The 26,757-nt window shown below is 35.6% G+C and carries 24 protein-coding genes; 15 read left to right on the forward strand and 9 right to left on the reverse strand.

Going from position 1 to position 26,757, the window contains the following annotated elements; all coding sequences use genetic code 11:
* The first annotated feature begins 89 nt into the window (after positions 1-89).
* The 3 genes from KORDIASMS9_RS20210 (at position 90) to KORDIASMS9_RS23490 (ending at position 2,248) form a co-directional block, all read left to right on the forward strand.
* The gene (locus tag KORDIASMS9_RS20210; RefSeq protein WP_114904594.1) at positions 90-782 is read left to right on the forward strand and encodes an RluA family pseudouridine synthase; all 693 of its coding nucleotides are present in this window, start codon (positions 90-92) and stop codon (positions 780-782) included.
* A gap of 106 nt (positions 783-888) precedes the next feature.
* Entirely contained in the window at positions 889-1,926 is a 1,038-nt protein-coding gene (locus KORDIASMS9_RS20215) for a GMP reductase (RefSeq protein ID WP_114904595.1), read from the forward strand.
* 157 nt (positions 1,927-2,083) lie between these two features.
* The gene (locus tag KORDIASMS9_RS23490; RefSeq protein ID WP_162820081.1) at positions 2,084-2,248 is read left to right on the forward strand and encodes a hypothetical protein; all 165 of its coding nucleotides are present in this window, start codon (positions 2,084-2,086) and stop codon (positions 2,246-2,248) included.
* 71 nt (positions 2,249-2,319) lie between these two features.
* On the opposite strand, the gene KORDIASMS9_RS20220 is transcribed toward KORDIASMS9_RS23490, so the two are convergent.
* From KORDIASMS9_RS20220 to KORDIASMS9_RS20235, 4 genes are all read right to left on the reverse strand, one after another.
* Positions 2,320-3,189 (reverse strand): N-acetylglucosamine kinase, encoded by an 870-nt coding sequence (locus tag KORDIASMS9_RS20220; RefSeq protein WP_114904596.1) that lies wholly within the window; start codon positions 3,187-3,189, stop codon positions 2,320-2,322.
* Between the two features lie 115 nt (positions 3,190-3,304).
* Positions 3,305-4,300 (reverse strand): type I glyceraldehyde-3-phosphate dehydrogenase, encoded by a 996-nt coding sequence (gap, locus tag KORDIASMS9_RS20225; protein ID WP_114904597.1) that lies wholly within the window; start codon positions 4,298-4,300, stop codon positions 3,305-3,307.
* Between the two features lie 27 nt (positions 4,301-4,327).
* Positions 4,328-5,314 (reverse strand): 6-phosphofructokinase, encoded by a 987-nt coding sequence (pfkA, locus tag KORDIASMS9_RS20230; protein WP_114905308.1) that lies wholly within the window; start codon positions 5,312-5,314, stop codon positions 4,328-4,330.
* A 281-nt stretch (positions 5,315-5,595) separates the two neighbouring features.
* Positions 5,596-10,062, reverse strand: a complete 4,467-nt coding sequence (locus tag KORDIASMS9_RS20235) for a translocation/assembly module TamB domain-containing protein (RefSeq protein ID WP_240321094.1) — start codon at positions 10,060-10,062, stop codon at positions 5,596-5,598.
* Positions 10,063-10,250: 188 nt separating this feature from the next.
* Here KORDIASMS9_RS20235 and tsaD point away from each other — a divergent pair, with 188 nt between their 5' ends.
* Both tsaD and KORDIASMS9_RS20245 read left to right on the forward strand, forming a co-directional pair.
* A complete protein-coding gene (tsaD, locus tag KORDIASMS9_RS20240; protein ID WP_114904599.1) occupies positions 10,251-11,273 on the forward strand; it encodes a tRNA (adenosine(37)-N6)-threonylcarbamoyltransferase complex transferase subunit TsaD in 1,023 nt (340 codons plus the stop codon).
* Positions 11,274-11,353: 80 nt separating this feature from the next.
* Positions 11,354-12,061, forward strand: coding sequence for a 16S rRNA (uracil(1498)-N(3))-methyltransferase (locus KORDIASMS9_RS20245; protein ID WP_114904600.1), 708 nt, complete (start codon positions 11,354-11,356; stop codon positions 12,059-12,061).
* Positions 12,062-12,654: 593 nt separating this feature from the next.
* Here the strand turns inward: KORDIASMS9_RS20245 and KORDIASMS9_RS20250 are convergent.
* Entirely contained in the window at positions 12,655-13,398 is a 744-nt protein-coding gene (locus KORDIASMS9_RS20250; protein ID WP_114904601.1) for a thioredoxin family protein, read from the reverse strand.
* 40 nt (positions 13,399-13,438) lie between these two features.
* Here KORDIASMS9_RS20250 and KORDIASMS9_RS20255 point away from each other — a divergent pair, with 40 nt between their 5' ends.
* The 10 genes from KORDIASMS9_RS20255 to KORDIASMS9_RS20300 all read left to right on the forward strand — a co-directional run bounded on the left by KORDIASMS9_RS20255 (position 13,439) and on the right by KORDIASMS9_RS20300 (position 22,188).
* Positions 13,439-14,080, forward strand: coding sequence for a DUF4159 domain-containing protein (locus tag KORDIASMS9_RS20255; protein WP_114904602.1), 642 nt, complete (start codon positions 13,439-13,441; stop codon positions 14,078-14,080).
* Between the two features lie 63 nt (positions 14,081-14,143).
* The gene (locus tag KORDIASMS9_RS20260; protein ID WP_162820082.1) at positions 14,144-14,425 is read left to right on the forward strand and encodes a hypothetical protein; all 282 of its coding nucleotides are present in this window, start codon (positions 14,144-14,146) and stop codon (positions 14,423-14,425) included.
* Between the two features lie 3 nt (positions 14,426-14,428).
* Positions 14,429-14,944: a TrmH family RNA methyltransferase gene (locus KORDIASMS9_RS20265; protein ID WP_114904604.1), complete on the forward strand. Its 516-nt coding sequence runs from the start codon at positions 14,429-14,431 to the stop codon at positions 14,942-14,944.
* 36 nt (positions 14,945-14,980) lie between these two features.
* Positions 14,981-16,093, forward strand: coding sequence for an AI-2E family transporter (locus KORDIASMS9_RS20270; RefSeq protein ID WP_114904605.1), 1,113 nt, complete (start codon positions 14,981-14,983; stop codon positions 16,091-16,093).
* 3 nt (positions 16,094-16,096) lie between these two features.
* Entirely contained in the window at positions 16,097-17,281 is a 1,185-nt protein-coding gene (locus KORDIASMS9_RS20275) for an RsmD family RNA methyltransferase (protein WP_114904606.1), read from the forward strand.
* 1,032 nt (positions 17,282-18,313) lie between these two features.
* Positions 18,314-18,640 (forward strand): helix-turn-helix transcriptional regulator, encoded by a 327-nt coding sequence (locus KORDIASMS9_RS20280; RefSeq protein WP_114904607.1) that lies wholly within the window; start codon positions 18,314-18,316, stop codon positions 18,638-18,640.
* A gap of 19 nt (positions 18,641-18,659) precedes the next feature.
* On the forward strand, positions 18,660-19,133 hold the full coding sequence (locus KORDIASMS9_RS20285; protein ID WP_114904608.1) for a DUF6428 family protein: 474 nt from the start codon (positions 18,660-18,662) through the stop codon (positions 19,131-19,133).
* A gap of 99 nt (positions 19,134-19,232) precedes the next feature.
* Complete coding sequence (locus KORDIASMS9_RS20290) at positions 19,233-19,946, forward strand: glycosyltransferase (RefSeq protein WP_114904609.1); 714 nt, start codon at positions 19,233-19,235, stop codon at positions 19,944-19,946.
* Entirely contained in the window at positions 19,943-20,563 is a 621-nt protein-coding gene (locus tag KORDIASMS9_RS20295; protein WP_114904610.1) for a lipid-A-disaccharide synthase N-terminal domain-containing protein, read from the forward strand. The genes KORDIASMS9_RS20290 and KORDIASMS9_RS20295 overlap by 4 nt, the downstream gene beginning before the upstream one ends.
* Positions 20,560-22,188 (forward strand): phospholipid carrier-dependent glycosyltransferase, encoded by a 1,629-nt coding sequence (locus tag KORDIASMS9_RS20300; RefSeq protein WP_114904611.1) that lies wholly within the window; start codon positions 20,560-20,562, stop codon positions 22,186-22,188. Before KORDIASMS9_RS20295 ends, KORDIASMS9_RS20300 begins: the two co-directional genes overlap by 4 nt.
* A 40-nt stretch (positions 22,189-22,228) precedes the next feature.
* On the opposite strand, the gene KORDIASMS9_RS20305 is transcribed toward KORDIASMS9_RS20300, so the two are convergent.
* The 4 genes from KORDIASMS9_RS20305 to KORDIASMS9_RS20320 form a co-directional block, all read right to left on the reverse strand.
* Complete coding sequence (locus KORDIASMS9_RS20305) at positions 22,229-22,417, reverse strand: hypothetical protein (protein ID WP_114904612.1); 189 nt, start codon at positions 22,415-22,417, stop codon at positions 22,229-22,231.
* A 278-nt stretch (positions 22,418-22,695) separates the two neighbouring features.
* Positions 22,696-23,631 carry an NAD(P)-dependent oxidoreductase gene (locus tag KORDIASMS9_RS20310; protein WP_114904613.1) on the reverse strand — a complete coding sequence of 312 codons (936 nt, stop codon included), beginning with the start codon at positions 23,629-23,631 and terminating at the stop codon, positions 22,696-22,698.
* Positions 23,632-23,861: 230 nt separating this feature from the next.
* Positions 23,862-25,616, reverse strand: coding sequence for a T9SS type A sorting domain-containing protein (locus tag KORDIASMS9_RS20315; protein ID WP_114904614.1), 1,755 nt, complete (start codon positions 25,614-25,616; stop codon positions 23,862-23,864).
* Positions 25,616-26,641, reverse strand: coding sequence for a hypothetical protein (locus KORDIASMS9_RS20320; RefSeq protein WP_114904615.1), 1,026 nt, complete (start codon positions 26,639-26,641; stop codon positions 25,616-25,618). Before KORDIASMS9_RS20320 ends, KORDIASMS9_RS20315 begins: the two co-directional genes overlap by 1 nt.
* Positions 26,642-26,757: the final 116 nt, after the last annotated feature.

The following is a 26,757-nucleotide window of genomic DNA, read 5'->3' on the forward strand; positions in this document are numbered from 1 at the left end:
CGTAATCGAAATGAAACAAATTAGTATCGAGAAGTACTATGAAACCTATAACTTTCCCAGTCTTTCAATTTCATAAAATTTAAGTTCCCTTGAAAACTATCTCCACAAAAAAAAATCTCCAAGTACTCTACGAAGACAATCATATCATTATTGTCAACAAGCGTGCAGGTGATATTGTACAAGGTGATAAAACAGGTGACAAACCGTTGAGTGAGGTTGTTAAGGAATATATTGCAGATAAATACAACAAAACTGGCAATGTATTTTTAGGTGTGGTACATCGGTTGGACAGACCAACTACAGGAATTATTGTATTTGCGCGAACTTCCAAAGCATTGCCGCGACTCAACAAATTGTTTGCAGAAAAAAAAGCTAAGAAAACCTATTGGGCAATCGTCAACAAAATGCCGCCAATATCTCAAGATACCTTAACACATTGGCTTCGTAAGAATCCGAAAAATAATAAATCGACTGCATTCGCAAAAGAAGTTGCAGGAAGTAAAGAGGCAATTTTAGACTATACTGTCAAGAAAAAATTAGATCGGTATGTATTGCTTGAAATTGCGTTGCACACTGGGAGACATCATCAAATAAGAGCGCAACTTTCGGCAATTGGCTGCAAGATTAAAGGCGATTTAAAATACGGTTTTGATCGGAGTAATAAAGATGCGAGTATTCATTTACATGCTAGAAAACTCGTTTTTACACATCCTGTAAAAAAAGAACTTTTAGAAATTATTGCTCCTTTACCCAACGATCCTGTTTGGAATGCGTGCTTATAAATAGCAACCTCACTTTGTTCATAAACTTTCTAAAAAATCATTGCGCAGAAACTATTATTTGTAAAGATAAATTTCTACATTTAGTTGCAACCAATTACCAACTATTATGCGCATTGAAAGTGGTCTCAAACTCGGTTTTAAAGATGTAATGATTCGTCCAAAACGTTCTACGTTAAAAAGTCGTTCGCAAGTATCGTTGGAGCGGACATTTACCTTTTTACACAATTCGTACGAATGGACAGGCATTCCCATTATGGCTGCCAATATGGATACGGTAGGAACTTTTGAAATGGCAAAAGCCTTAGCTTCCAAACAATTGTTTACCGCAGTTCATAAACATTATACCATTCAAGATTGGAATGCATTTATCAATACCGTTCCGAACACAGTGATTCCTAAAATTGCTGTTAGTACTGGAATTAGCGAAACAGATAACGAAAAGTTACGCGCTATTTTCACCATTCATCCACAACTGAAATTTATCTGTATTGATGTTGCCAATGGATATTCACAGCATTTTGTGGATTTTGTAAAGCAAACGCGATCACAATTTCCTGATAAAGTGATTATTGCTGGAAACGTTGTTACAGGCGAAATGGTAGAAGAATTGATTTTATCAGGTGCAGATATTGTCAAAGTAGGTATTGGTCCAGGTTCGGTGTGTACCACGCGTGTTAAAACTGGTGTTGGCTATCCACAACTTTCTGCCATTATTGAATGTGCTGACGCAGCGCATGGGTTGGGCGGACATATTATTTCAGATGGCGGTTGTAAAACTCCTGGTGATATTTCGAAAGCGTTTGGCGCTGGTGCAGATTTTGTCATGCTTGGCGGAATGCTTTCTGGACATTATGAAAGCGGTGGCGAATTGATTGAGCGCGACGGACAAAAATTCAAGCAGTTTTATGGAATGAGTTCTGCAACCGCGATGGAAAAATATGTGGGCGGCGTAGCTAATTATAGAGCTTCCGAAGGAAAAACCGTGGAAATTCCCTTGAAGGGACACGTTTCAGAGACCGTTCACGATATTTTAGGCGGCATTCGCAGTACGTGTACGTATGTTGGTGCTTCTCGCTTAAAAGAATTGACCAAACGAACTACCTTTATTCAGGTTTCGGAACAGGAAAATAGAGTGTTTTCGTAGGAATTAGGAAATTATTTTTCTACATATTCTTTCAAAACATAAACTCCTAAACTTATAAACTTTTCAACTTCAATATTCGTTAAATAAGGCAATCCCGTAGTGTGATTTCTGATCATTTTTATAATTTAAAAGAATTATAAATCCTAAATATTATATCATGAAAAAAAGAAAATTGACCGCTTTGAAATTTACAAAAGAATCTGTTTCTTCTTTAGCGCAACAAACTATTGTTGGTGGAGGAAGATCATTCAATCCGCCGTGTGCATCTTTTAGTTGTAGAAACAGCAACTGCTTGACATATTGCGACAGTCAATGTCCATAATTTAACATACAAAAAATGTCTACAGAGTTTCTAAAACTGTGTAGACATTTTTTTAGTATGTGATACTATTTTTAGCTTTCTTTCAATTCATTGGTGTGAAACGCTACCAAACCTTCAATAGGTCTTCTGGTAAAGTTTCCAACCTTGAAACCGAATTCTTCAGCGACTTCTTTAATTTCATCTTTCGAGAAAAAGGCAATAGAACCTGCAAAATGTACAGGAACTGTTTTGAGTTCTTCTTCAAACTGCATGATCATATTTTTTGCAAATTCTCTAAATCCGCTTTTGATCAAATTTACCACATATTCAGAATCTTTGTGTAAAAACATGAATTCTGCAAAACTTGCTAAATACGCGTTCGGATTGGGTTGCTTGTATAAATTGTATTTGATATAATCGCTGTCAAGATTGAATCTTTCTTCAAAGGGTACACGAATTACATGTGGCATTTTATTGAAGTAATAATCACGAATGAGTTGTTTTCCATAGTAATTTCCACTGGCATCATCCATCAATGTATATCCTAACGAGTTGACACGCTGATGCAATGTTGAACCATCGTAATAACTACAGTTAGAACCCGTTCCTTGAATACAAACCACCGCGGCTTCTGCCTTATGATTGACCGTCGCGTAGACAGCGGCAAGCGTATCTTCATTGACATCGACAAGGGCATTTGAAAAAATTTGTTCCAACACACCTTTTAATAATAAACGTGGATTTTCCGTTCCACAACCTGCACCATAAAAAAACACATGTGTCACTGTATGGCGATGCGACATCAGTTCTTTGCTCTTTTTAATGGTTTTTTTAAGTTTCTTTTCAGAAAGAATCGCAGGATTAAGTCCCTTAGTACGAAGCTTGTCTAATAATTGATTTCCATCTTTGTCCACTGCAATCCAATCACATTTTGTGGAGCCACTGTCTACTAATAAAATCATGGTGTAATATAAAATAAATTCCCAATTTTTAGGAATGTTTTACGGGAAGTATACAACTAAAATAAGCACAATTGAGGACAAAAATATCAATTGTGCTTATGTTGTTTTATACTTTTTATAAGTTGTGTACGAGTACTGCTAAATCTACTAATTTGTTTGAATATCCAAATTCGTTATCGTACCAAGAAATAATTTTGTAGAATTTTGGACTTAGCTCAATTCCTGCTTCTGCATCAAAGATACTGGTGCGCGCATCACTTACGAAATCTTGTGAAACTACAGCTTCGTCAGTATATCCAAGCACTCCGTTCATAGCACCTTCTGATGCTGCTTTGAATGCTTTTTTAATTTCTTCGTAGGACGTTTCTTTTTGAAGTCTTACAGTTAAATCTACAACAGATACATCTACCGTTGGTACACGGAATGCCATTCCTGTTAGTTTTCCGTTGAGTTTAGGAATTACTTTTCCAACAGCTTTTGCAGCTCCTGTTGATGTTGGAATGATATTGTTCATTGCAGAACGGCCTAAACGGTAGTTTTTCTTTGATGGAGAATCAACGGTGTATTGTGTAGAAGTTGCTGCGTGAATCGTTGTCATTAACGCTTCATCAATTCCGAAGTTATCGTCTAATACTTTTGCTACAGGTGCCAAACAGTTGGTTGTACAAGAAGCATTTGATACAATATTGTCACTTGCTTTTACTTCGTGATCGTTTACGCCCATTACAAACATTGGTGCATCTTTAGAAGGTGCAGAAATCACTACTTTTTTAGCGCCCGCTTGAATGTGATAATCAGCCGTTTCTAACGTAGTAAAAATTCCTGTACATTCTGCAACGACATCTACTCCAGCTTCATCCCATTTTAAATTTTTAGGATCTCTTTCCGCTGTTACACGAATTGTTTTTCCGTCTACTACTAAATGTCCATCTTTTACTTCAATAGTTCCGTCAAATCTTCCGTGAACAGAATCGTATTCTAACAAATATGCTAAGTGATTTACATCTAAAAGGTCATTGATGGCAACTACATCTACATTATCACGCTTTAAGGTTGCTCTAAATACAATTCTTCCAATTCTTCCAAATCCGTTTATTCCTAATTTTGTCATTTTTTTTCTTTTTACTTACTATGTTATTTATACTGATAAGATATCAGATATTCTTAATAATTCTTTATTTATGTTGTGTTCTCCTTTTACGGCTTTTTCAATGCTTGTTACTAATACTTTATTGTCTGAGATTCCAACCATAACATTCGATTGTCCATCTAAGATCAACTCAACCGCTTTTACGCCCAATCTACTTGCCAATACACGATCAAAACAGGTTGGTTTTCCACCGCGTTGCATGTGTCCTAAAACGGATACACGCGCTTCATAGTCTGGTAAGTTTTCAGTAACATATTCTGCCAATTCAAATACATTTTTACCTATTTTATCACCTTCGGAAACCACCACAATACTGGACGATTTTCCACTGCGACGACTGCGTTGCAACGATTCTAACAAACGATCTAATCCTAAGTCTTCTTCAGGAATTAAGATTTCTTCAGCTCCTGCGCCAACTCCAGCATTCAATGCAATAAAACCTGCATCGCGTCCCATCACTTCTACAAAGAACAATCGGTTGTGCGAGCTGGCAGTATCACGAATTTTATCAATCGCTTCTACAACAGTGTTTAAAGCGGTATCATATCCGATGGTAAATTTTGTTCCGTAAATGTCATTATCAATCGTTCCAGGGACTCCAATAACAGGAATGTCGTATTCTTTACTAAAAATCATTCCGCCTGTAAACGTTCCATCACCACCAATTAATACCATCGCTTCTACGCCTTCTTCAACGAGGTTGTCATAAGCTTTTTTACGTCCTTCTTTGGTTCTAAAATCTACTGAACGTGCCGATTTTAAAATTGTTCCACCTTTGCTTACAATATTCTTTACACTACGTGCGGTCAATTCTACACTATCAGCTTCTATCATTCCTTGATATCCTCGATAATATCCTACACATTTTACATTGTAATATGAGCAAGCTCTTGCGACAGCTCTAATCGCAGCATTCATTCCTGGAGCATCGCCTCCAGAGGTCATTACGCCTATTTTTTTGATGTTATGTTGCATGCAATTTTCTATTTGAATAGTAAAGCTAGGAAACTTATTTTGATTTTTTAGCACGCTTTACACGAATTTTACATTGTTTTAAAATTTCAAACGTTTTCGTTAATAAGTTCTCAGAATTTTAACGTTTTAGACCGCATTTTTTCTAGAATTCACAAATTTTCAACCTATGAAAATGAAAGGATTTTGTATGAAAGTATTCGGGGAATTTTGGAATAGTTAATTTTTTTTGAAAGCCTTTTTTGGGAAGTTCATTTTTTTAGTCTTAAAGAGTAAAATGAGATTTAATAGCCTTTTTCCTTTTCAGATTTTTTCTCCTTCTCATCTGTTTTTTTAGGCTGATTTTTTTCTTCTTTTTTAGCTTCTTTTTTGAGCTCTTTTTTGCTAGAAAACGTTACCAAGCCATCGCCGACTTTTGCATCTTCTTGTTGTTGCTTTTTTTGTTGCTCTTTCGCCATTTTCTTTTTCCCTTTGAAGACTTTATCTACCAATTCTTTGAGCGTATCAAAATCTACTTGGTACGACAATCCGACACCTTGCGTGAAACCTTCGATTTCGCCTACATATTGTATTTGATTTTGTCGGTTAAAGATTTTTGCCGTGAGTGAACGATCTTCATTTAGAGAAATTTCTATTTCCGCATCACCAACAATCGCGGTTTGCGTAACGCCACCAACTGGAACACCAATTTGCCCGTTGAAGGTAATTTTATCACTGATTTGACTCGAAACGGTTAATCCTAATTGATCCGCAGTTTCTAAGTCTAATGAACGATCGGCTTGACTGTAATTTAAATTCACATCAAATTTACCATTTCCATCACCTGAAAATGCGTCGTTTACAATACCTGTAGCGGTTTCGATGAGGTTTCCTGTCAACGCATTTTGATTGATGTTTACTTGATTTACAAATCGTCCTTGTGATAGTAATGATAACGCTTGCAATCGACGGCGATCGTCATCGTTGAGCAAAAAATCTGTCAATTCTGATTCTGCCACACCTTGCGTGGTTGGGAATGATATGTTGAATATCGGTTCAGGCTTCATTAATTCGCCTGTCAACCGAATGCCTACTTCTACTGGAATTTTTTTGTTGTAGGTTGGCGTGTCTAACAACACATCTGGATTGGCTTGTAAATTATACACTGCTTCCACGTTTAATTGCGCTTTAAACGGATCGCCTTCCCAGGTAATGGTTCCTTCAGGTTTTAACGTGAATTTTTTATTGATGATTCCTCCATATTTAAAGTTGTATTCCCCTTTATCTGTAATGAAATCCCCAAACATGTTGAATTTTCCTGTCGTATTGATTTCTAATAGTAAACTTCCAAATCCGCTTCCTTTAATGCTACTTCCCGCTTTTTTGTCTACCACAATTTCTACTTCTGCATCTGGAGTTACGTCCAATTCAAACGCCAATTCCAGTCCACTGATATCATCGAGCGCATTTGCAGCTTGTGTTTTGGGATCGTAAAATTCTTCTTTCGTCACAAATTTTATAAAAGACGCATCGCCCACAGAAGCCACATCACTGATTGGGATTTTTAAGGAAGTTCCTTTTTCGGTTCTTCCGTTGACTCTGATGGTTAATTGATCGGTTGGCCCTGTTAAAAATGCTTCTCCACTAATATAACCTGTTCCGTAATACAAGGTTTCTTCATCTTCGTCTTCTTCCGTATTGAGTACTAATAAACGATCTGTATTGAGAATTAATCCAAGTTGCCAATCGTCAAAAGAAGTATGTTGTATGGTGCCGTTGAGTAGTCCTTTAGTATAATCTTGCGTGTCTAAAATAGTGACATTGTCAAACTCAAATGTTTGATCGTATAGTTTGATGATGGAACTGTTTGCCAAATCTAAATCGACATTTAAATACGGAATGTACAATCCGCCAGCGAGCATGCTTAATTGTCCGTTGATTGCAGGATTGTTGAGGTTTCCAACAACTTTGGCTTCTCCTGAAATGAAACCGCGAATATCCGTAATGACATCTTCACCAAGCGGACTGAATGGTGATATGTCGAACTTATCAATCACTGCATCTACGTTAATTGTGTTGCTATTGTTGGCAACATTGATAGAACCAACTGCTGTTAAAGATTTCAGCGATTCATTCACTAATTTTGCATCCACGTCAAATTGTTCTAGTTGATCATCACCCGTAATATCAATGGTTAAATCGCCCAACATTTTATTGTTGACTTCCAAGCTGGCAATGTCAAGATTTGATTTTGGCACATATCCACCATTGATTTGCTTGATATCCAATTTTCCATTGACTTTTCCGCCCAAGCGAATACTATCAATAGAAGGTGTTATTTTTTCTAAACCAACATTGATAAACTGTAGGTTGATGTTTTTATTATTTTCGCCTAAAAGTTCGCCTTCTAGGTCAATTTCTTCATTTTGGTGACTCATCACAATTTTTTCAATGAAGATGGAATCGAATTTTTTGTCGAAGATAAATCTGTTTTTGCGATCGTTTTTCGCATTGACAAACCATTTGTTTCCACGAAAAGAAACATCTGATTTTTTGAGTCCCACAACGGATTTATTCAAGCTATCAATTGTGTGGTAAAAGTTTAAGTTGTACTTGTCTTCAAAGCCTTTTCCTCCTTTAAATACCGTTCTAAAGAAGAGTGTGTCATTCAAGGTTTTATTAATCAAACTGAAATCTTGTGCATCATACCATTCGGTAGTTACATTGGCAACTTCGATATAGGTATTGAAAATTGGGTTTTTATTGTCAATTGTAATTTCCACATTGTCAATCGTACTTTCATACGCGATAATTTGTGGCGTTTTAAAGGTCAGATTGAATTTATTCTGATCGCCATAAATACTCCCGCGAAGCCACGTATTTTTTGACAATTCTACCTCTGGCAAAAACACGTCTACAATTTTATTGTAAATTCGGAAGTTGAATGTTAAGTATTGATTCGGAAGAACTTCAATTGGTCTGTAATTGGTGTAAATGCTTCCTACGGAATTTTGCACAAGATCCAACACTTCCTTAAAGTGAAAACGTCCTATGACAGTTCCTCCAATAATATCAGGCGAATCTACTGTGAGCGTACGAATGTCTTGATTAAATTCAGAATGAATACTAAAGTTTTCAAACGCGTATGTCGAATTTTGATTCCTGTATGATATTTTCTTAAAGAAGATATCGCCTTCCATATCATCAATCGTATTTCCTACTAAATCCAACACCATATCGCCTTGTAAGACTGATATTTTGTCACGTTTTACAAAATTGATTCTATTTAAATCTAAGGTATTGATAGAAGCGTTGAATCGAAATTCATTTACATCGCCCGCAAAGTTTGCCAATCCTTGAAAGTTGAAGTTTGCATTGGGATCTTTGGAGACTAAATTTCCATCAAATAGTTGATCTTTTAACACTCCAGATACATTCAAATTGTTGTACACATAGTCATTGTAACTCATTGCCGTCACGACTCCCACAACTTCAGTGTTTAGGCTTTCTTCAGTAAATCCTTTTCCATCTACAAACAAATCAGCCGAAACCATTCCTAATAAAGGATCTTCTACATATACACCAATATCAAAATTTACAAGCTTAATATCTCCAACATACAACGCATTTTCACTATTGTCCACATTTGTCATATTGATCGCCAACTCGGTATCTCCAATTTCCGTAGCAATATTGACTTGTGCATCAATGATATTTTCTTTGATTTCTACCAAACCGTTTAAGTTAAATTGCCCCAAACGATTTAAGGAAGAAGGTACATTTTTCCCAATTATTTTTGGAAGCAACGTACTCATTTGGTAATGATTGGAAGAGAAACGACTGAAATCGCCTTTCATGTAAAATTCGCGACTCGAATTGAAAAGATTCTTATACTGCACCGTTCCTTTGATGATCGTTCCTGGAGATTTAAAGTCAAAATTTTTGGTAGTAAAATCATTTAAAACACCCGTCATTTCCGTGCTGAATGTTCCTTTTTTGTTTCCAAATTCATCATAAAAATAATTGAGTTCGCTAAAATCAATTTCAGAATCCTTAAAACTTGCGGTGAGTTGTACTTTATCTAAAAATTGGGCAAAATCCTTTCGTTCGTAATCAAACACAACAACACCTTTGAGATGCGAATTTTTTGTTTTGATCTCCAAATCGTCAAAGCGCATTTGTGTCAACGAATAATGAAATATGGTATTCATTTCATTCACGCGCAAACCGTGCGTATCCAAAAACGTTAAACCATCTACATCTCCCGACACATTGGGACCTCTTACTTCAAAATCATATACATTTCCAGAAAGCTCTTCGAAATCGAGCATATTGGGTGTTTGATTGTTTTGATCTTTGTATCTGAATTTACTATCTCTTAATTTTATTTTAGAACTTGTTAAAAGGAAATTAGAAGGTGTTCCATCGGAAGGTTCCGAATCGAGTTTTGCGATAAAAACATCAAGTGTGGTATCGGTAGAATCTTTTTCTGTGTTTATATTTAGTGTCAAACCATCTATTGTAACCGTGCCAAATTCCAGTTTACTATTGATTGCATTGTTAAAACTCAATACCGAAGTTTCTAGGGCGTTGATATGAATTAATGTATCCTTTAGGTAATCTTTTATGTAAATGTTTTTTAGTGAAATGTCGCCGTTCCACTTTAAACCAATACGATCAATGTTAATATCTGTATCGTACTTTTCATTCAGCCAATCAGTCGCTTCTTTTCCAATAGCTGTTTGTACTGCCGGGATCGAGAAAATAATCACCAATAACAAAAATAGCAATATGATAACTGCTAGGATTCGTTTGATTATTTTCCAGACTCTTTTGATGATTTTTTTAATTTAAAATTGTTGGTTGTTTAACATTGCAAATTCACAAAAAAATTATTACAAAACACGATGTTTAGCATATCTTTGTGACTTTATATCAATTTTTATGCCTTTTCTAACGTATGAGTTCAAAAGACATCTATATTTTAGCCATTGAATCGTCTTGTGATGATACTTCTGCCGCTGTTTTACGAAACGGAAAAGTATTGTCAAATGTGATTGCCAATCAAAAAATACACGAAGCGTATGGCGGCGTTGTTCCCGAATTAGCGTCAAGAGCACATCAGCAAAATATTGTTCCTGTTGTACATCAAGCATTGGCTACTGCAAATATCGACAAAAAACAGTTAAATGCCATAGCTTTTACGCGTGGCCCAGGATTGATGGGATCATTACTGGTAGGAACTTCGTTTGCAAAATCTTTATCGCTTGGTTTGAATATTCCATTGATTGAAGTAAATCACATGCAAGCACACATTTTGGCACATTTTATTGAAGATGAAGCGCAAACAATTCCGAAGTTTCCTTTTTTAGCAATGACGATTTCGGGTGGACATACGCAAATTGTGGTGGTCAAAGATCATTTTGAGATGGAAGTCATCGGTGAAACGATTGATGATGCTGTGGGCGAAGCGTATGATAAAAGCGGGAAAATTTTAGGACTCACCTATCCTGCGGGACCGATTATTGATACATTGGCGAATGAAGGAAATCCGAAAGCGTTTCCATTTCCAAAACCGAGAGTTGAAGGCTTAAATTTTAGCTTTTCAGGATTGAAAACTTCTATTTTGTATTTTGTGCAGAAGCAAACCAAAGCGAATCCAAATTTTGTGGAAGAGAATTTGAAAGATATTTGCGCATCTATTCAATATACGATTGTGAATATTATTCTCGATAAACTGAAAAAAGCATCCAAACAAACTGGCATCAAAACCATTGCCATTGGTGGTGGAGTTTCCGCAAATTCTGCGATACGAAAAGCGTTGAAAGATGGCGAACAAAAATACGGTTGGACAGCACACATACCAAAGTTTGCCTACACAACCGATAATGCTGCGATGATTGGTATTGTTGGCTATTTGAAATATTTGAAAGAAGATTTTACTGATGAAGCTGTGACGGCGAATTCTAGGTTTAAGTTTTAGGTCTTGGGTTTTAGGTATTAAAATATAATTTCCAATTTTACAATTCAACATTCAACATTTAACATTCATAATTTAAAAGCATGCAACTGTTTTACACACCAGCGTTAACACCAGACACAAAACACTATACGTTTTCCAAAGAAGAAAGCAAGCATATTGTACGTGTGTTGCGCAAACGTGAAGATGATGTATTGCAGATTACCAATGGAAAAGGCACTATTTTTTCGGCAAAAATTACACTGGCAGATCAGAAGAATTGTAGGGTTGCCATCATTTCGTATGAGTTTCAAAAGGCAAAAAATTACAAACTGCATTTGGCGGTTGCGCCCACAAAAATGAACGATCGATATGAATGGTTTTTGGAGAAAGCTACCGAAATCGGAATTGATACGATTACGCCAATTATTTGCGATCGCTCGGAACGAAAAGTGATCAAAGCAGAACGTTTTGAAAAAATTATACAATCTGCCACCAAACAATCGTTGAGTGCCTATTTTCCAAAGCTCAACCCTGCCATTTCCTTTTCAAACTTCATAAGTACGCACCAAAATGAACAATTGTTTATTGCACATTGCGAAGAAGATGATAAAAAATCGCTTAAAGAGATTTTAAAAACTCAAAAAGACGTTACTATTTTAATTGGTCCAGAAGGTGACTTTTCTACCAAAGAAATCGCGCTGGCAATTGAACATAATTACGTTCCAGTTACGTTAGGCGATACGCGATTACGTACGGAAACTGCCGCTATTGTCGCATGTCATTCTGTGGCGTTTTTGAATCAGTCGTAGTTGTAAATATATCTAGTTAAAAACGTCAGTTCGAGTGGATTTGTGTAACAAATTTGTATCGAGAACTGCTTCGAAGCTATATTTTTTAAGTGCTTCTCGATACTAAATTTCTATCAAAATTTCACCCGAAGTGACACATATCTAATGTATTAATTTGAAAATATAGCAATGTGTCAATTACTTTCTAATAACAATTACCTACAAAAGAGACATTCGTGAATTCGCGGCAATCCTGTTCTTCAAATAACGAAAATTAGATACAATAGCGAGATTACCAAGCCTTCGCTAGTAATGACGTTTCAGAGATTTTATTAAAATCGCTTGCTTTTGTCATAGAAATTGGAGTGACGGTTTGAAGTTTCAACACAAAGTAATTTGTGGACATATACATAAATCATACACAGAAAAGATGATTCGTGTATTCGTGACAAAAAAATAATAGGAATCGAAAAAACGTTTGTAAATTACATTACAGGGATGTTAAACAAGAAACAGATTGCCACGTCGCAAGCTTCTCGCAAAGACGTTTCAAGAAAATCCCAAAAAACTCACCTACTCACCTACTCACCTACTAACAGCAAAGCGAAGCAATACTAATAATTCAATCTAGCCGCACTCAGAATATCTTTCTCATCATTTTCTAAAATAAAAAACACGCTTAATTCATCATTTTCAATGACGATTTTGGGAATGTCAATGCTGTAATTTCCGTGTTTGTTAACTTGCGTTAGATAGTTCTCATTAACAACTATATTGTGGTTTTTTAAGATTCTTCTGGCGTTTTCTCCGCGTTGTACGTTGGTTGTACGTTCTTTGATTGCCAACACAACGCGCGCATTGGTGTTGGTAACGTTTCCGTTGATCGAATAGTTGAATGTGATCTTGTTTGCAGCTTTTTCTTTCGCGCCAAGCAAAATACTATATTGAGAAATCTCCTTTTTGTATTCTTTTATTTTCGCATACATTTTTGCACGATTGGAACCGACAAAATGCTCCTTTCCATTAACTACAACCGCAGGCGTATAAATTTGATTGTCCCTAAATTTTTGTGCATACACTCGCTGCTTTTCGGTATATTCTTTGTTGCTAAACGGATCTGTCCAACCGATATAATTCCAGTAATCTACATGATATGATAGTGTAAAAACGTTGTCTTTTACAAACTCTCTGCTTACTTTTTCAAGCAATGCATCCGCACTAGGACAACTAGAACAACCTTGAGAAGTAAATAGTTCTAAAACGACAGAAGATGTGTGTTTTTCATCTGTAATATTTGTAAAAGAGACTAAAAATACGAGTGTAAAAAGTGAAAGTGTTATTAAATATTTTCGTTTCATGTTTTGAAAGTTTACCTTGCAGTATATAAGACGATTTTACATGAAGAAGCTTACGGTACTTTTATTTTTATTGAGTTTTTCGTTCGTGCAAGCGCAGGAAGTTGCCATTTTAAAATACGGCGGTGGCGGCGATTGGTATTCGAATCCGACAGCATTACCCAATTTGATCAAATTCTGCAATCAGAATATAAATACAGCTATTAAAGCCAAGCCACAAACTGTGGAAGTTGGCAGTACCGATTTGTTTCAGTTTCCGTTTGTACACATGACGGGACATGGAAATGTATTTTTTTCGGAAGATGATGCTGAAAATCTACGTAAGTATTTAACTTCTGGCGGATTTGTGCATATTGATGATAATTACGGCATGAACAAATACATACGAAAAGAGTTAAAAAAAGTGTTTCCGAATCAAGAATTGCGTGAAATTCCTGCCACACATCCTATTTTTCAGCAGCCGTATTCGTTCCCGAAAGGATTGCCAAAAATTCATGAACACGACGGATTGCGTCCGCAAGCATTGGGATTGTTCTACGAAAATAGATTGGTCTTATTGTTTACCTTTGAAAGCGATTTAGGTGATGGTTGGGAAAATAAGGAAATTCACAACGATGCTGATGAAGTTCGCTTGAAAGCCTTGCAAATGGGCGCGAATATTGTCAATTATGCTTTTAAACATTAAAAAATCATGAAACTTAGTTATTATTGTTCTTCTCTTTCCTGTGGTAAGATTAATTATATACGTGTGGATGCTGACAACCGATATGATTTAAAAGATGAAATTGGTTTAGAATTTAATGAACGCTGCAAACATTGCGGAAAACATACCAAAAAGCACATCAACCGACTCCATGGAGAAGTAAATAATATAATATTAGTAATTGCTGTCCTCATTTCCATCGCTGCCACACTAGTTCTCTGGCATTTAGGGTTCATTTGGGGAGCCGTCACCTTCGGAATTCCCTTCATTGCATGGCAAATTGAGAAAAAAAAAGTAAGTGACTTTAATAAATTGATGATTAACTAATACATGTCACAACTCACACATTATACTACCAATTTTAAAAAACGAACATTTCCTATCGTTTTAGTGTCCGATCAAGTATCGAATGCGCCCAATATTGGATCGTTGTTTCGTATTTGCGATGCTTTTGGTGTGGAAAAAATAGTGTTTTGCGGGGAAAATATTCCTGTGTTTGGCAGAAAAATGACGAAAACTTCCCGCGCCACAGAAAAAGTCGTGCCGTTTGAAATTACAACAGATATTCATCCTGTGATTACACAATTACAAAAAGAAAATTACACGATCATTTCCTTAGAAATTACAGAAAACAGTCAATCCGTACAAACGCTTGATTTCTCAAAATTTGAAAAAATTGCATTGGTCATTGGTGATGAAAATTTTGGTGTGAATCCAGAAACCATCTACGAATCAGATACAGTGATACATATTGACATGTTTGGTCAAAATAGTAGCATGAATGTCGTACAAGCCACCAATATTGTGTTGTATGAAATCACAAAACAGCGAATCCTTGCAAACTAATTATATTGTATTAATTTTAATGTCAAACTTGTGAAGATGACTCCTAACACCATTGCCAACGGAATTTTAAAAGCACTTGCTATTATTTTAGGCGTGTTTTTGCTATTATATTTTCTGTATAAAATTCAAATAGTCATCGTATATATTACCGTTGCAGCTGTGTTAAGCTTGATTGGACGACCAGCCGTTCGGTTTTTGAAACGACGTTTAAAATTCAACAATACAGTCGCCGTCATTTTTACGATGTTTCTTCTGATTTCTTTATTTCTTGGATTGATTTCCTTGTTTATCCCACTCATTGAAGACCAAGGAACAAAATTATCATTGTTTGATATTGGAGAATTGCAGGCAAAAATGGAAAGCATGTATGTGCAAATACAGGAATACTTTACGGGAAAAGGCTTTAAAATGGAGAAATCCATGGATAAATCTAAAATCTTTTCAAAAATTGACTACTCGGTCATTCCTAGTTTTTTCAACTCGCTCATTGGCGGATTGGGAGAATTTAGCATTGGATTGCTTTCGGTACTTTTCATCTCCTTCTTTTTACTGAAAGACAGTCAATTACTGCAAGAAAGTGTTTTGGTTTTATTCCCAGATAATAAAGAAAAACGCCTAGAAAAATCATTCGAAAAAATAAAAGATTTGTTATCTCGCTATTTTGTGGGATTGTTGTTTCAAATATTAATTCTCTTTATTTTTTACACAATTATCTTGTTGATTTTCGGAATTGACAATGCTATTGTGATTGCATTTTTATGCGCGTTAATTAACTTAATTCCGTACGTTGGTCCACTATTTGGCGGAATCATTATGATGTTATTATGTTTTATTAGCGGCATCGAAACAGATCCTGACGGAAATATTGTTAACAATTTTAGCACGGTTATTTTACCAAACACTATTGGCGTAATGATCTTTTTCCTTGTCGGACAATTACTAGACAACTTTATAAGTCAACCTTTAATATTTTCTAATTCTGTAAAATCGCATCCGCTAGAAATTTTCTTAGTCATTGTTATTTGGGGAATTTTATTTGGAATCATCGGAATGGTAGTTGCTGTGCCATCATACACCGCTTTGAAGGTGATTTTGAAAGAATTTTTGTCAGATAATAAAATTGTTCAATCCATTACAAAAGATATGTAACTTTTGAATTTAGCCATACTTCAACCTGAAATTCAACAATTTATCAACGATCATTTAAAAACTGATCCTACAAAGTTATTGTTGAAACACAAAGAACTTTCGGGCATTCCATTTGCCGAAATTATGGCGCAAATTCAAGCAAAAGCAAAATGTGAAAAAAAATTGCCGACTTGGTTTTCTGCTAAAAATATTTACTATCCCAACAAACTCAACATTGAACAAACTTCCTCTGAAAAAACGGCAAATTACAAAGCTAACATCCTAAAAGGAAACTCGTTAATTGATCTTACGGGCGGATTTGGTGTGGATTGTTACGCTTTCGCGAAGAAATTTAGAAAGGTGACACACTGTGAAATTTCACCTCAACTTTCGGAAATCGTTGCGCATAATTACAAAATTCTCAAGGTAGAAAATGTGGAAACCATAGCACAAAACGGAATTGACTATGTACAACAAACTTCGCAAACTTTTGATTGTATCTATGTTGATCCATCTCGGAGAAACGATGTAAAAGGAAAAGTTTTTTTGTTAGAAGATTGTTTGCCTGATGTCGTTTCGCATCAAGAAATCCTATTGAAGCACGCAAATACTGTTTTGATCAAAACATCTCCTTTATTAGATATTACCAATGGTGTACGCGTATTAAAACATGTCAAAGAAATTCATGTAGTTGCTGTTCAGAATGAAGTCAAAGAACTAGTATGGTTGCTTGATAAAAATTCCAAAGGTGATGATATTGCTATCAAAACGGTGAACCTAACTACTAAAGAAACGGAGTCTTTTAATTTTCAACTTTCAGAAGAAAGGCAAACTGAAGTTTGCTTCGGACTTCCTAAAAAATATTTGTACGAACCCAATGCGGCAATTATGAAAGCTGGCGGATTTTCTAGCATTGCCAATTCGTTTCAACTTGAAAAATTACATCCACATTCGCACTTGTACACTGCAAATGAGTTGATTGACTTTCCAGGAAGGCGTTTTGAAGTTCAAAAAATAGTGCCTTTCAACAAAAAAGTATTCAAAAAAGAGCTACATTTATCCAAAGCAAATATTACGACACGCAATTTTCCTGTTTCGGTAGCTGCCATTCGTAAAAAATTAACACTTGCCGACGGTGGTACTGACTTTTTGTTTGCAACTACCTTACTTTCAGAGAACAAAGTGATCCTACATTGTATAAAAGTGTAGCAAAAATCTCAAAAAAAATCGCTTTTACGGTTTTACCGTAGCTTTTATAACATGACACCTTATCTTATACTTGAGACTTCTCCCTACATTTGAATCATGCAATACAGTTTTAGGGATTTAGGGGAATCCACTATACTTTGGGGAACTTTGAAAAAAGTTCCCCTTACTTCTTTTATAGGGTTCACGGATTGAACGTAAAACCAATTGTGAAATTTTCTTTCATTTTAAGTTTTCCACCGAACAAAATTACCTTTGAACGAATTGACCATTATTTTTGCATAGCGAAATTCTTATTTTTTATCAAAAACCTACATTTGAGCATACTTTTAGGTAACTAGTATATAACGATACTTAAAGCCGCATCTATAAAAAGATGCGGTCTTTTTGTTTTTGGTTGGTGTTGTAATCCAATTTTGATGAAATCCATTTCAAAAAAAGATTTTTTTACTATAGATATTTCCTACAATTAGTAGCATTAGTCGAAAAAATGTGGAGTTGGTAGAAAGAAAAGTAAATTATATCGTTTTGTCTTCTGTATTCGATAGCTTTACTTGCTAATTAGATAATCAATCTATTAAAAGTTAAGTGTCTAACATTCAAATTAGAAATCTTTATGTAATTTCTAAGCCGAAAACACACAAAGATTTCTAAAAAATAGCAAATAAAAATTCGGTAACCGAATTTTTACTAGGTTGTATGTAAATACAACTTTTCTAAGGGAGGTTTATGGTAGGGCCTCCCTTTTTTTAATGAAACTTATTTTTAAAAAGTCTGAAAGACGCATTTAAAAATAATAGTTGGACTAATCCCGTTGCAGAACGGATCTCTTCTTTAATACATACGATTTACGATTGTTGATTTTTTTTGAAACGTATTTGCAAAAAATTCAGAGAAACTCTTAGCAATCTATTTATTTTAAACCAACTATCTTCTTCTCACAGAAACAGACTACCGCGTATCAAACAGGAAAGCGGATATAAAATTTAACAAAAATTATTTTCCAAAACCAAAAACATATTCTAATATTGCAATATGGGAATAACTAAAACAACTGGATTTTCAGAAGAAGTCAACACAATGGCAGAAACACTCAAAGCATTAGGACATCCTGCGCGTTTGTCCATTATGCACTATTTAGCCAACAGTCCATCGTGCATCTGTAATGATATTGTATTGGAATTGCCGCTGGCACAACCCACGATTTCCAGACATTTATCAGAATTAAAAAAAGTAGGATTGATTCAAGGGGAAATTTCAGGTAAAAATATTTGCTATTGTATCAATTTACAGAAATGGCAAGAAGTATTGCAGTATTTAGATATGATTACTGCTTCCCTATCCAACACCAAAAAATGCTAACGATTTAAAACACCTAACAATGAAACTATCACAAGTAAAAAAACATTTACAGTCTTTAGAACAACTCGATTTTTATTTACCAAACTCTCAAAAAGTGGAAAGTCATTTTCATGTAACCGAAGTGGGCATGATCGACAAACATTTTATTGATTGCGGCGGCGTAGTGCGTCATGAAAAAGTAGTCAACTTTCAATTGTGGTCTGCTGACGATGTAGATCACCGATTGGAACCAAAAAAGTTGATGAACATCATTGAACTTTCTGAAAAAGTATTAGGCATTGAAGATTTGGAAGTTGAGGTAGAATATCAAGCAGAAACTATTGGCAAATATGGATTGGATTTTAACAAAAATCACTTTGTATTAACTATGAAACAAACCGATTGTTTGGCAAAAGACAATTGCGGAATTCCAGCGCAAAAACCAAAGATGAAATTGTCAGAATTACAAGCACAAATAAGCAGTGGCTGCGATCCGAATTCTGGTTGTTGCTAAGAAATTGGGAATAAATGACATTCTTACAGTTCATATTGCAAAAAAACTATAACTTTGGCGCAAATTTTTTGAGCTATTTACACAAACAAAGTTATAGTAATGGATAAAGAACTTACAATTGTCGTTCCTGTTTATAATGAAGAAGATAATTTAGAAAGAGTTGAAAAAGAACTCGGTGCGTATGCCGCTTCTGCAAAAATTCCTGTCAAAATTTTGTTTGTAAATGATGGTTCTAAAGATAAAAGTCAGGAAATGATTGAAAAGATTTGCCAAAATAGCGACATTTTCAATTTTATCTGCTTTGCGGAAAATCGCGGATTGAGTGCTGCTATTAAAGCAGGATTTGACAATACGGAAACGAGTTTAGTTGGTTATATTGATTCCGATTTGCAAACAGCTCCAGCAGATTTTGATTTACTCCTAGAACACATTGACGAGTTTGCATTGGTGACAGGCGTTCGTGCCAACCGAAAAGATTCATTCGTCAAAAATATGTCTTCAAAAATTGCCAATGGCATTCGCAGAACATTTACCAAAGATGGTATGGACGATACAGGTTGTCCGCTAAAAATCATCAAAACTGACTATGCCAAACGCATTCCGATGTTTAAAGGCTTGCATCGTTTTTTACCTGCCATGATTTTGCTACAAGAAGGGAAAATTAAACAAATTCCTGTGCAACACTTTCCACGAATTGCTGGAGAAGCCAAATACGGTTTATGGAATCGTTTATTAGGTCCGTTAATGGATTGTTTTGCGTATGTGTGGATGAAGAAAAAGTACATCAACTATTCTATTGCGAAAAAAGGATGATGACGTGGCTCATTTTCGGAATTGGTGGACTTGCGCAATTATTATTTTCTGCAAGAACCTTATTGCAATGGGTAATTTCTGAGCGAAACAAAAAAGTGTTAACGCCAGCGTTGTTCTGGAAAATAAGTCTCATTGCTTCCTTCCTACTCTTTGTCTATGGCTATCTACGAAACGATTTTGCCATCATGTTAGGTCAAGTGTTAACGTATTTCATTTACGTTAGAAACATGCAATTACAAGGCGAATGGAATCGCATGCATCAATTCATGCGCATTTTTATCATCATCTTTCCGTTGATCATCATCACCATTGGGTATAACAACAATAAGCAAGACATTTACAACTTACTCAACAGCGACGCCATTCCAGATTGGTTGTTGTATTTAGGCATCATTTCTCAAATAATGTTTACCTTACGCTTTGTATATCAATGGGTATATTCGGAACGAAAAAAAGAATCAACCTTGCCAATGGGATTTTGGATGCTCAGTTTATTTGGTGCTAGTTTGATCTTTATCTATGCCGTTTTTAGAGAAGATCCGATCTTAATTGCAGGGCACACTTTTGGGATCGTCACGTACGTTAGAAACATAATGCTTTTAAGAAATCAATCATGAATTTCATACACGAGAAAAATTACGTTTGGATTTTAGTCATCGTATGTTTTTTTATCTTTTTTATGAATTTGGATGTCTTATATCCAAATATCATGGAAGCGAGAAACTTCATTACAGCGCGCGAAATGGTCACAGACGACAATTGGTTGCTTACGACCATGAACGGCGAACCGCGCTACGAAAAACCGCCATTACCAACATGGTTAGCTGCGATTTCGGGAATGTTATTTAGTTTTAATAATTTAATGGCATTGCGCATTCCTTCTGCAATCATCACATTAATTCTAGTACTTTTCTCCTATCGTTTTGGTGTGTACTTTTTGAAAGATAAAAAACAAGCCTTCATCAACAGTTTGATCCTAGCAACATCGTTTTACATCATTTTTGCAGGAAGAAACGGAACCTGGGATATTTTTGCACACGGTTTCATGATGATTGGCATCTATTACATATTTCAATTCTTTTCTAGTAGCGAAAAAATCTGGAGAAATGCGATCCTTGCGGGAATATGTATTGGGGTATCATTCATGAGCAAAGGTCCTGTATCGCACTTTGCATTATTTTTACCGTTTTTGATCGCGTATAGCATCGTTTACAAATACAGCAATTTTCAAAAAAAATGGGGTCCGCTGATTGGACTCGTATTGGTGACTGCTCTTATTTCCGTGTGGTGGCCGTATTACATAAGCGTGATGGATGGCGAAACGGCAACCGCAATTGCCAATAAAGAAACGACAGCGTGGCAAAATCGAAATGTACGTCCGTTTTACTACTATTGGAGCTTCTTTGTACAATCGGGAGCGTGGACAGTGGTGGCGTTTGTGAGTTTATTATATCCTTACTTAAAAACGCGTGTAGAAAACTTAAAAGCGTATAAATTCAGTCTCTTTTGGACCTTGGCTGCGGTAATTTTACTATCGTTAATTCCTGAAAAAAAATCACGCTACTTATTGCCTGTATTGATTCCGTTGGCGTATACGACGAGTTTTTTTGTAATGCATATTTTTCGTGCCTTTACAAAACGTATGCACACATACGAACGTGTTCCTGTATACCTAAATTTCGGATTGATCGGATTGGCTGGAGTTGCGTTTCCTATTGTTGGGTTTATCTTCTTACAAGACAAATTGGATGGGTTTTATTTCTCTTTCATTTTAACTTCTATTGCGCTCGTATTGATTGGATTTTTCATTTTAAAATATCTTTATCAGCATAAAATTCAACAGGTTTTCTATTTGATCGTTTTCTTCTTGATGACTGCTGTAACCTTTGGTTTTCCATTAGCGAATGCTTTTTTAGAAAATCCGAAGTACAATTCACTCCGAGACATTTCGCGCAAAACGGAAACAGAAAAAATTCCTGTATACATGTTTAACATACAATCGCCAGAATTGGTATGGGATTACGGTGGAAAAGTTCCGTTATTGCACAGTCACGCATTGGAAATTCCGAAAGAACCTACTTTTAAAACCTTGGTGATGATTGGTGCAAAGAAAAGTCTGGAAAAAGCCTTTCCAAATGCTAAAATTACCTACCTAGAAACCTTTGATCTAAATCCTGTAGACGAAACAAACGGTGGTTATAAAGATCGTTTGCGTACGGATATGTATTTGGTGGAAAAATAGGTCGGAATTGCTCCCGACCATTTCATTACATAGAATGAGTTTACAAACAATAGCACGTTTTTTTAATACAAGAATACTGACATGTTTGTTTTGCTGATTCTGCAACAGGACAATCTGCCAAACGGAAACTTTTACTACTATCAGCAGCTCCTCCTAGTACTTTTTCTGAATTTAAATTTGACACTAAGCTTTTACTTAATGACAAATTTTTGAAATTTCTTTTTTTCATAATGTTATGATTTTAAATTAATAATGACATAAATGTATCGTGGAAAAAAAGGTCTTGAAAGAAATGTACACTAGGATTCAGTGAATTCGAGGAAGTTATCCTTTTTTCCTGATAGTACAATTCCGTGAATTGTATGTTACTGATTTTTAGTAATTTCTGATTTTAGTTGGAAAGAAAATAGGTCGTTTTTTCAAAATACTTCTCCGTACAATTTGCGTACAAAACATAGTGTGAAAATTATCAAATTGCCACATTCTCAAAGCATCAAATTATATATATTATAGTTCTCGAAACCACGCCAATTGTTCCGCAACTCCTTCTTCCAAGGTTACCGTAGGATTGTAATTGAGTAATTTTCGAGCTTTGTCAATATTCGCTTTGGTACGTTGTTGATCGCCCGAACGCGGTGGTAAATTTTCAAATTGAATCGTAGTTTGTAATAATTTTTCAACGGCATCTACACCTTGTTGTGTCGTGTATTCGGCTTCTGTTCCTATGTTGAAAATTTCGCCGTTACATACTTCTTCTTTGCCGATGACACTGACAATTCCTTGTACAATATCGCTGACATGCGTAAAGCTTCGCAAGTGCGACAAACTGCCTTGAAATAGTGGAAATGTTTTATGGTTCAATGCGCAATCTAAAAGTTTAGTAAACAGCTTGTCTGGACGTTCGCGCGAACCGTAGACAGAATACAATCGCAAAGAACAAGCTTTGAGTTTGTTCAATCTTGAATTGTGTAAGACTAATTGTTCCGCAGCTAATTTTGTAACTCCGTAATGTGACGCAGGTTTTGGCGCTTCGGTTTCTGGAAACGTCGCGTTTAAGCCATAAATAGAGGAAGTTCCAATATTTACAAAGAGTTTTAAAGCATCTAGCTGTAATGCATACGAAAGTAAATTTTGTGTCGCAATGACATTGTTTGTCAAGTAATCTTCAAAAGTGGAAGTTGCGGCAATTCCGGGTTGTGCAGCAAAGTGAAATATGTAATGAACAGCTTCGGGAAGTTGTTGGATAGAAGTGGTTTCACGTAAATCGGCTTGTAAAATTGTGATTCCTTTCGCTTTGAGCGTTGCTGCATTTTTATTTTTTAAATCGACTGGATAATAATCTGAAAAATTATCAATTCCAATAACTTCATGACCTTGATCGTGTAAATGTTCTGCAACGTGCGAACCAATAAAACCCGCAATTCCCGTAATAAGTATCTTCATAAATAGACTTCCTATTGTTCAACGCATAAAAGTATACATAATTTATGAAATGCTTTTGGATTTTTTGAATTCTATGTATTTTGATTGAAGATTTTAAAAGGCTTTCCTGCTATGGAAAGCCTTTTTTTAATATGCATAATCAACGCAAAAATTTGATACAGTTTTTCAGTTGGTCTGATGGATGTATCTATTACACATATTGTCTTCAATGATATAAAGGTTTTTTTTGACTATTGTTTGATCAATTTTGTGCTATGCGTTGTGGTTCCATTAGCTACTTTTATAAAATATATTCCCGCACTAAACTGTGAAAGATTTACGATTGTTTTCTCAGTTTTGGTATATAGTTTATGCTGTTGTATTCCTTGTATGTTGTATATAACAACTTCGTAATCTGTTCCTTTTTCAAAGTTTTTGATGAATACCGTTGTTGTATTTGACGTCGGATTTGGATAGACGCTTATTGCAGCATCCGAATTCTGATCTAAAAATTTATCATCTACAACTTGCACAGGTTTCACTTTTGTTGGTTTTGTGCTTGCGGTTCGCATTTTGGAACATGGTAAAATTTCGGCAAAGTAATTTCCGCCAGGTTGCACTGTAAATCCAGGATTTAATTCGATCGTATTTCCTGCGCGCATTTCTACTTCTGCATTGCTGGTTACTGTTACATTGTTTACTGGCGCAACGTTGATGCTACTTATGACACGATAATCTAACAAGCCCAACCCTGGAAGCGTTGTATTGTCAATGATTAAATCGGGTTCGTACACACAACACGGCACTGGCGTTATTATACCTGAGTTGTTACAAATGATGTTGTTTGTAATTGCTGGATGATTTCCTGTTTTGCTTATGACAGATGTTTTTGTGTCTGTACCACAATCATTTGTATAGGTAATTTTGAGCAGATATGCAGCATTGGCGGCATAACCTCCGCTGGTCTTTCTTCCATCCCAAAAAATAGGATCTACAATACCATTTGTACAACTTACGCTGTAATTCCATATTGGTTGTCCGAGCGTTGTAAATATCTCCACAATTGCTATTTCTGCGTTGTTTAGATTGGTAATTTCTAGTGGCGCTGTCGTTGTGGTTGCTCCGTTGTGATTTGGAAATACTTCGCCGCTTGTTCGGTTACAATCTGGAAATTCACATGCTTTTGAGAGTCTGAAATCATCTAATAATACATACGGACCATCACAAAGTGAAGCTGATTCTGTTTCTATTACAATCCAATCATAACTGTCTGATGGTGCTGTAAATTCGATTGAAATTTTATACCATTCCCCTGTTGGATGACTTAGTAAGGTCATGGATTGATTGAGAATTTGCAAGGTATTTGACGTACTTGATTTGTTGAAATATTTTGACAGATCGCAACGGTTGTTGAACTGATTTGCGCCAATTGAATATTCCATATTATTTTTACGTAAGTATACATTCAAATCTACACCTGTTGACCAATCGCGTAACGGATCGTCATAGGTACGCACGTAAAATTGCAATCGGTACGTTTCTCCTTCTTCAAATTTGTTGTCGTCAAAGAATTTTTGCTGTATCAATTCGCCTGGTCCCATGCCCATGTATCCTAATCCTGAATGCGGCATGATGTCGCTTCCGCTTTCTGTCAATCTGATTTTATCGGTTCCATCAAATGCATTTACCATATACCAATCTGGAGAATGTAGTAAGAATTGACTTTTCACAGGTAATTCTCCTGATTCTTCAATGATTTTTGTCACGGTTTTCATGTCACTTTCCCACACGGAAAGTCCTTCTTGATTTCCAAAATTCGTCGTATTCCAACCTCCTGAATAGGTATATGCTTTGGGTGAATAATCATCTACTAACCCTTTGTAAAAAGGAGTTTCATTAAACGTAGGTTGATCTGCGACTGCATTGTGAATCAAATTATCTTGTCCAAAAGAAATCCATCCCAAAAACAAGAATAATACGATTACTATCTTATTCTTGCTTTTCATTATTGCTTTCTTTTTAGTTCATTAATTTCTTTTTTTAATTCAATCACATACAAGGTAAGTTCTTCAATTTTTTCTAGTAGTTTTGCGTCCATTTCCCCTAAGTTGACACCGTTTTCTTCTACTTCTTTTGCAGAAGGCACATTTGGTAAGTGTCCGTTTGTGTTGATAAATGTTTCTACTTCTTCTAGTGGTTTTAGTTCGTAATCGCTTTTAAAAACATAATCAGCCCAAACGCCTGCGGCTACATCTACTTTTATTTTTTGCGTACGAATTCCTTTTTTTACAAATAACTCATAATCGTCACAATCTGTACACGGATCAAAGTCGAACCAATCGCCTATCATCGTCTTTCCGGCAGAAATCCATAGGTCATGTTTTTTAGAACTTACAATGCTTAATATGCTATTGTAGCCGCCTGTAAAATTATTAAACGCTCTTATTCTCCAAGTTTCATTCCCCACATGATCTCTAAAAGAAAGACCACCGTAAGTATTATCGATTTCCGATTGAATTCTGATTTCTTGTTTGTCTCCTAAATGAACGTCTAATCGTGCTTGTGGATCGTCGGTAGCAACTCCAACTATTGGTCCATCTGAATTTCTTGAAACAAAAAATCCAGGTTCTTTGTTTTTGAAACCAACTAAAAAAGAATAGTCTTTAGAATTGACTAATTTGTTTGTCGTTGTAGCTCCTTTACCAAATACAAAAGAGTTGATTCCGGCTGCTTGCACATATCGTCCTGCGGCAAAGGAAAATGGTTTTGTAGTTTCACTGTGTAAACCAAAGGAATACGAATACACTCCTCTTACCGTATTGAATGCTCCAAAAGCATTTGAATACGAATCTTCTACTATATTTTGAAACCCAAATGCTCCCGAAAAAGTTCCAGGAACTTGATTTTGATCTCCTAAAGCTGATGACGTTGGATTTAATGGAGTATTTAATATCCAATTTGTTTGTGCATACGTATTGATCGATGTAAGCAATCCAAAAACTAGGATTACAAAAGATAATTTATTTTTCATGATTGTTTATTTTTTTATGATCTCTACTCTTTTTGAAGGTTTTCGAGTTTCCCTTGATAGATCTATGTATCTATATGGGACGTTTTGAGAGATTCATTACCCAACAAAAATGAAAA

This window comes from Kordia sp. SMS9 (genome assembly GCF_003352465.1).
Taxonomy (GTDB): domain Bacteria; phylum Bacteroidota; class Bacteroidia; order Flavobacteriales; family Flavobacteriaceae; genus Kordia.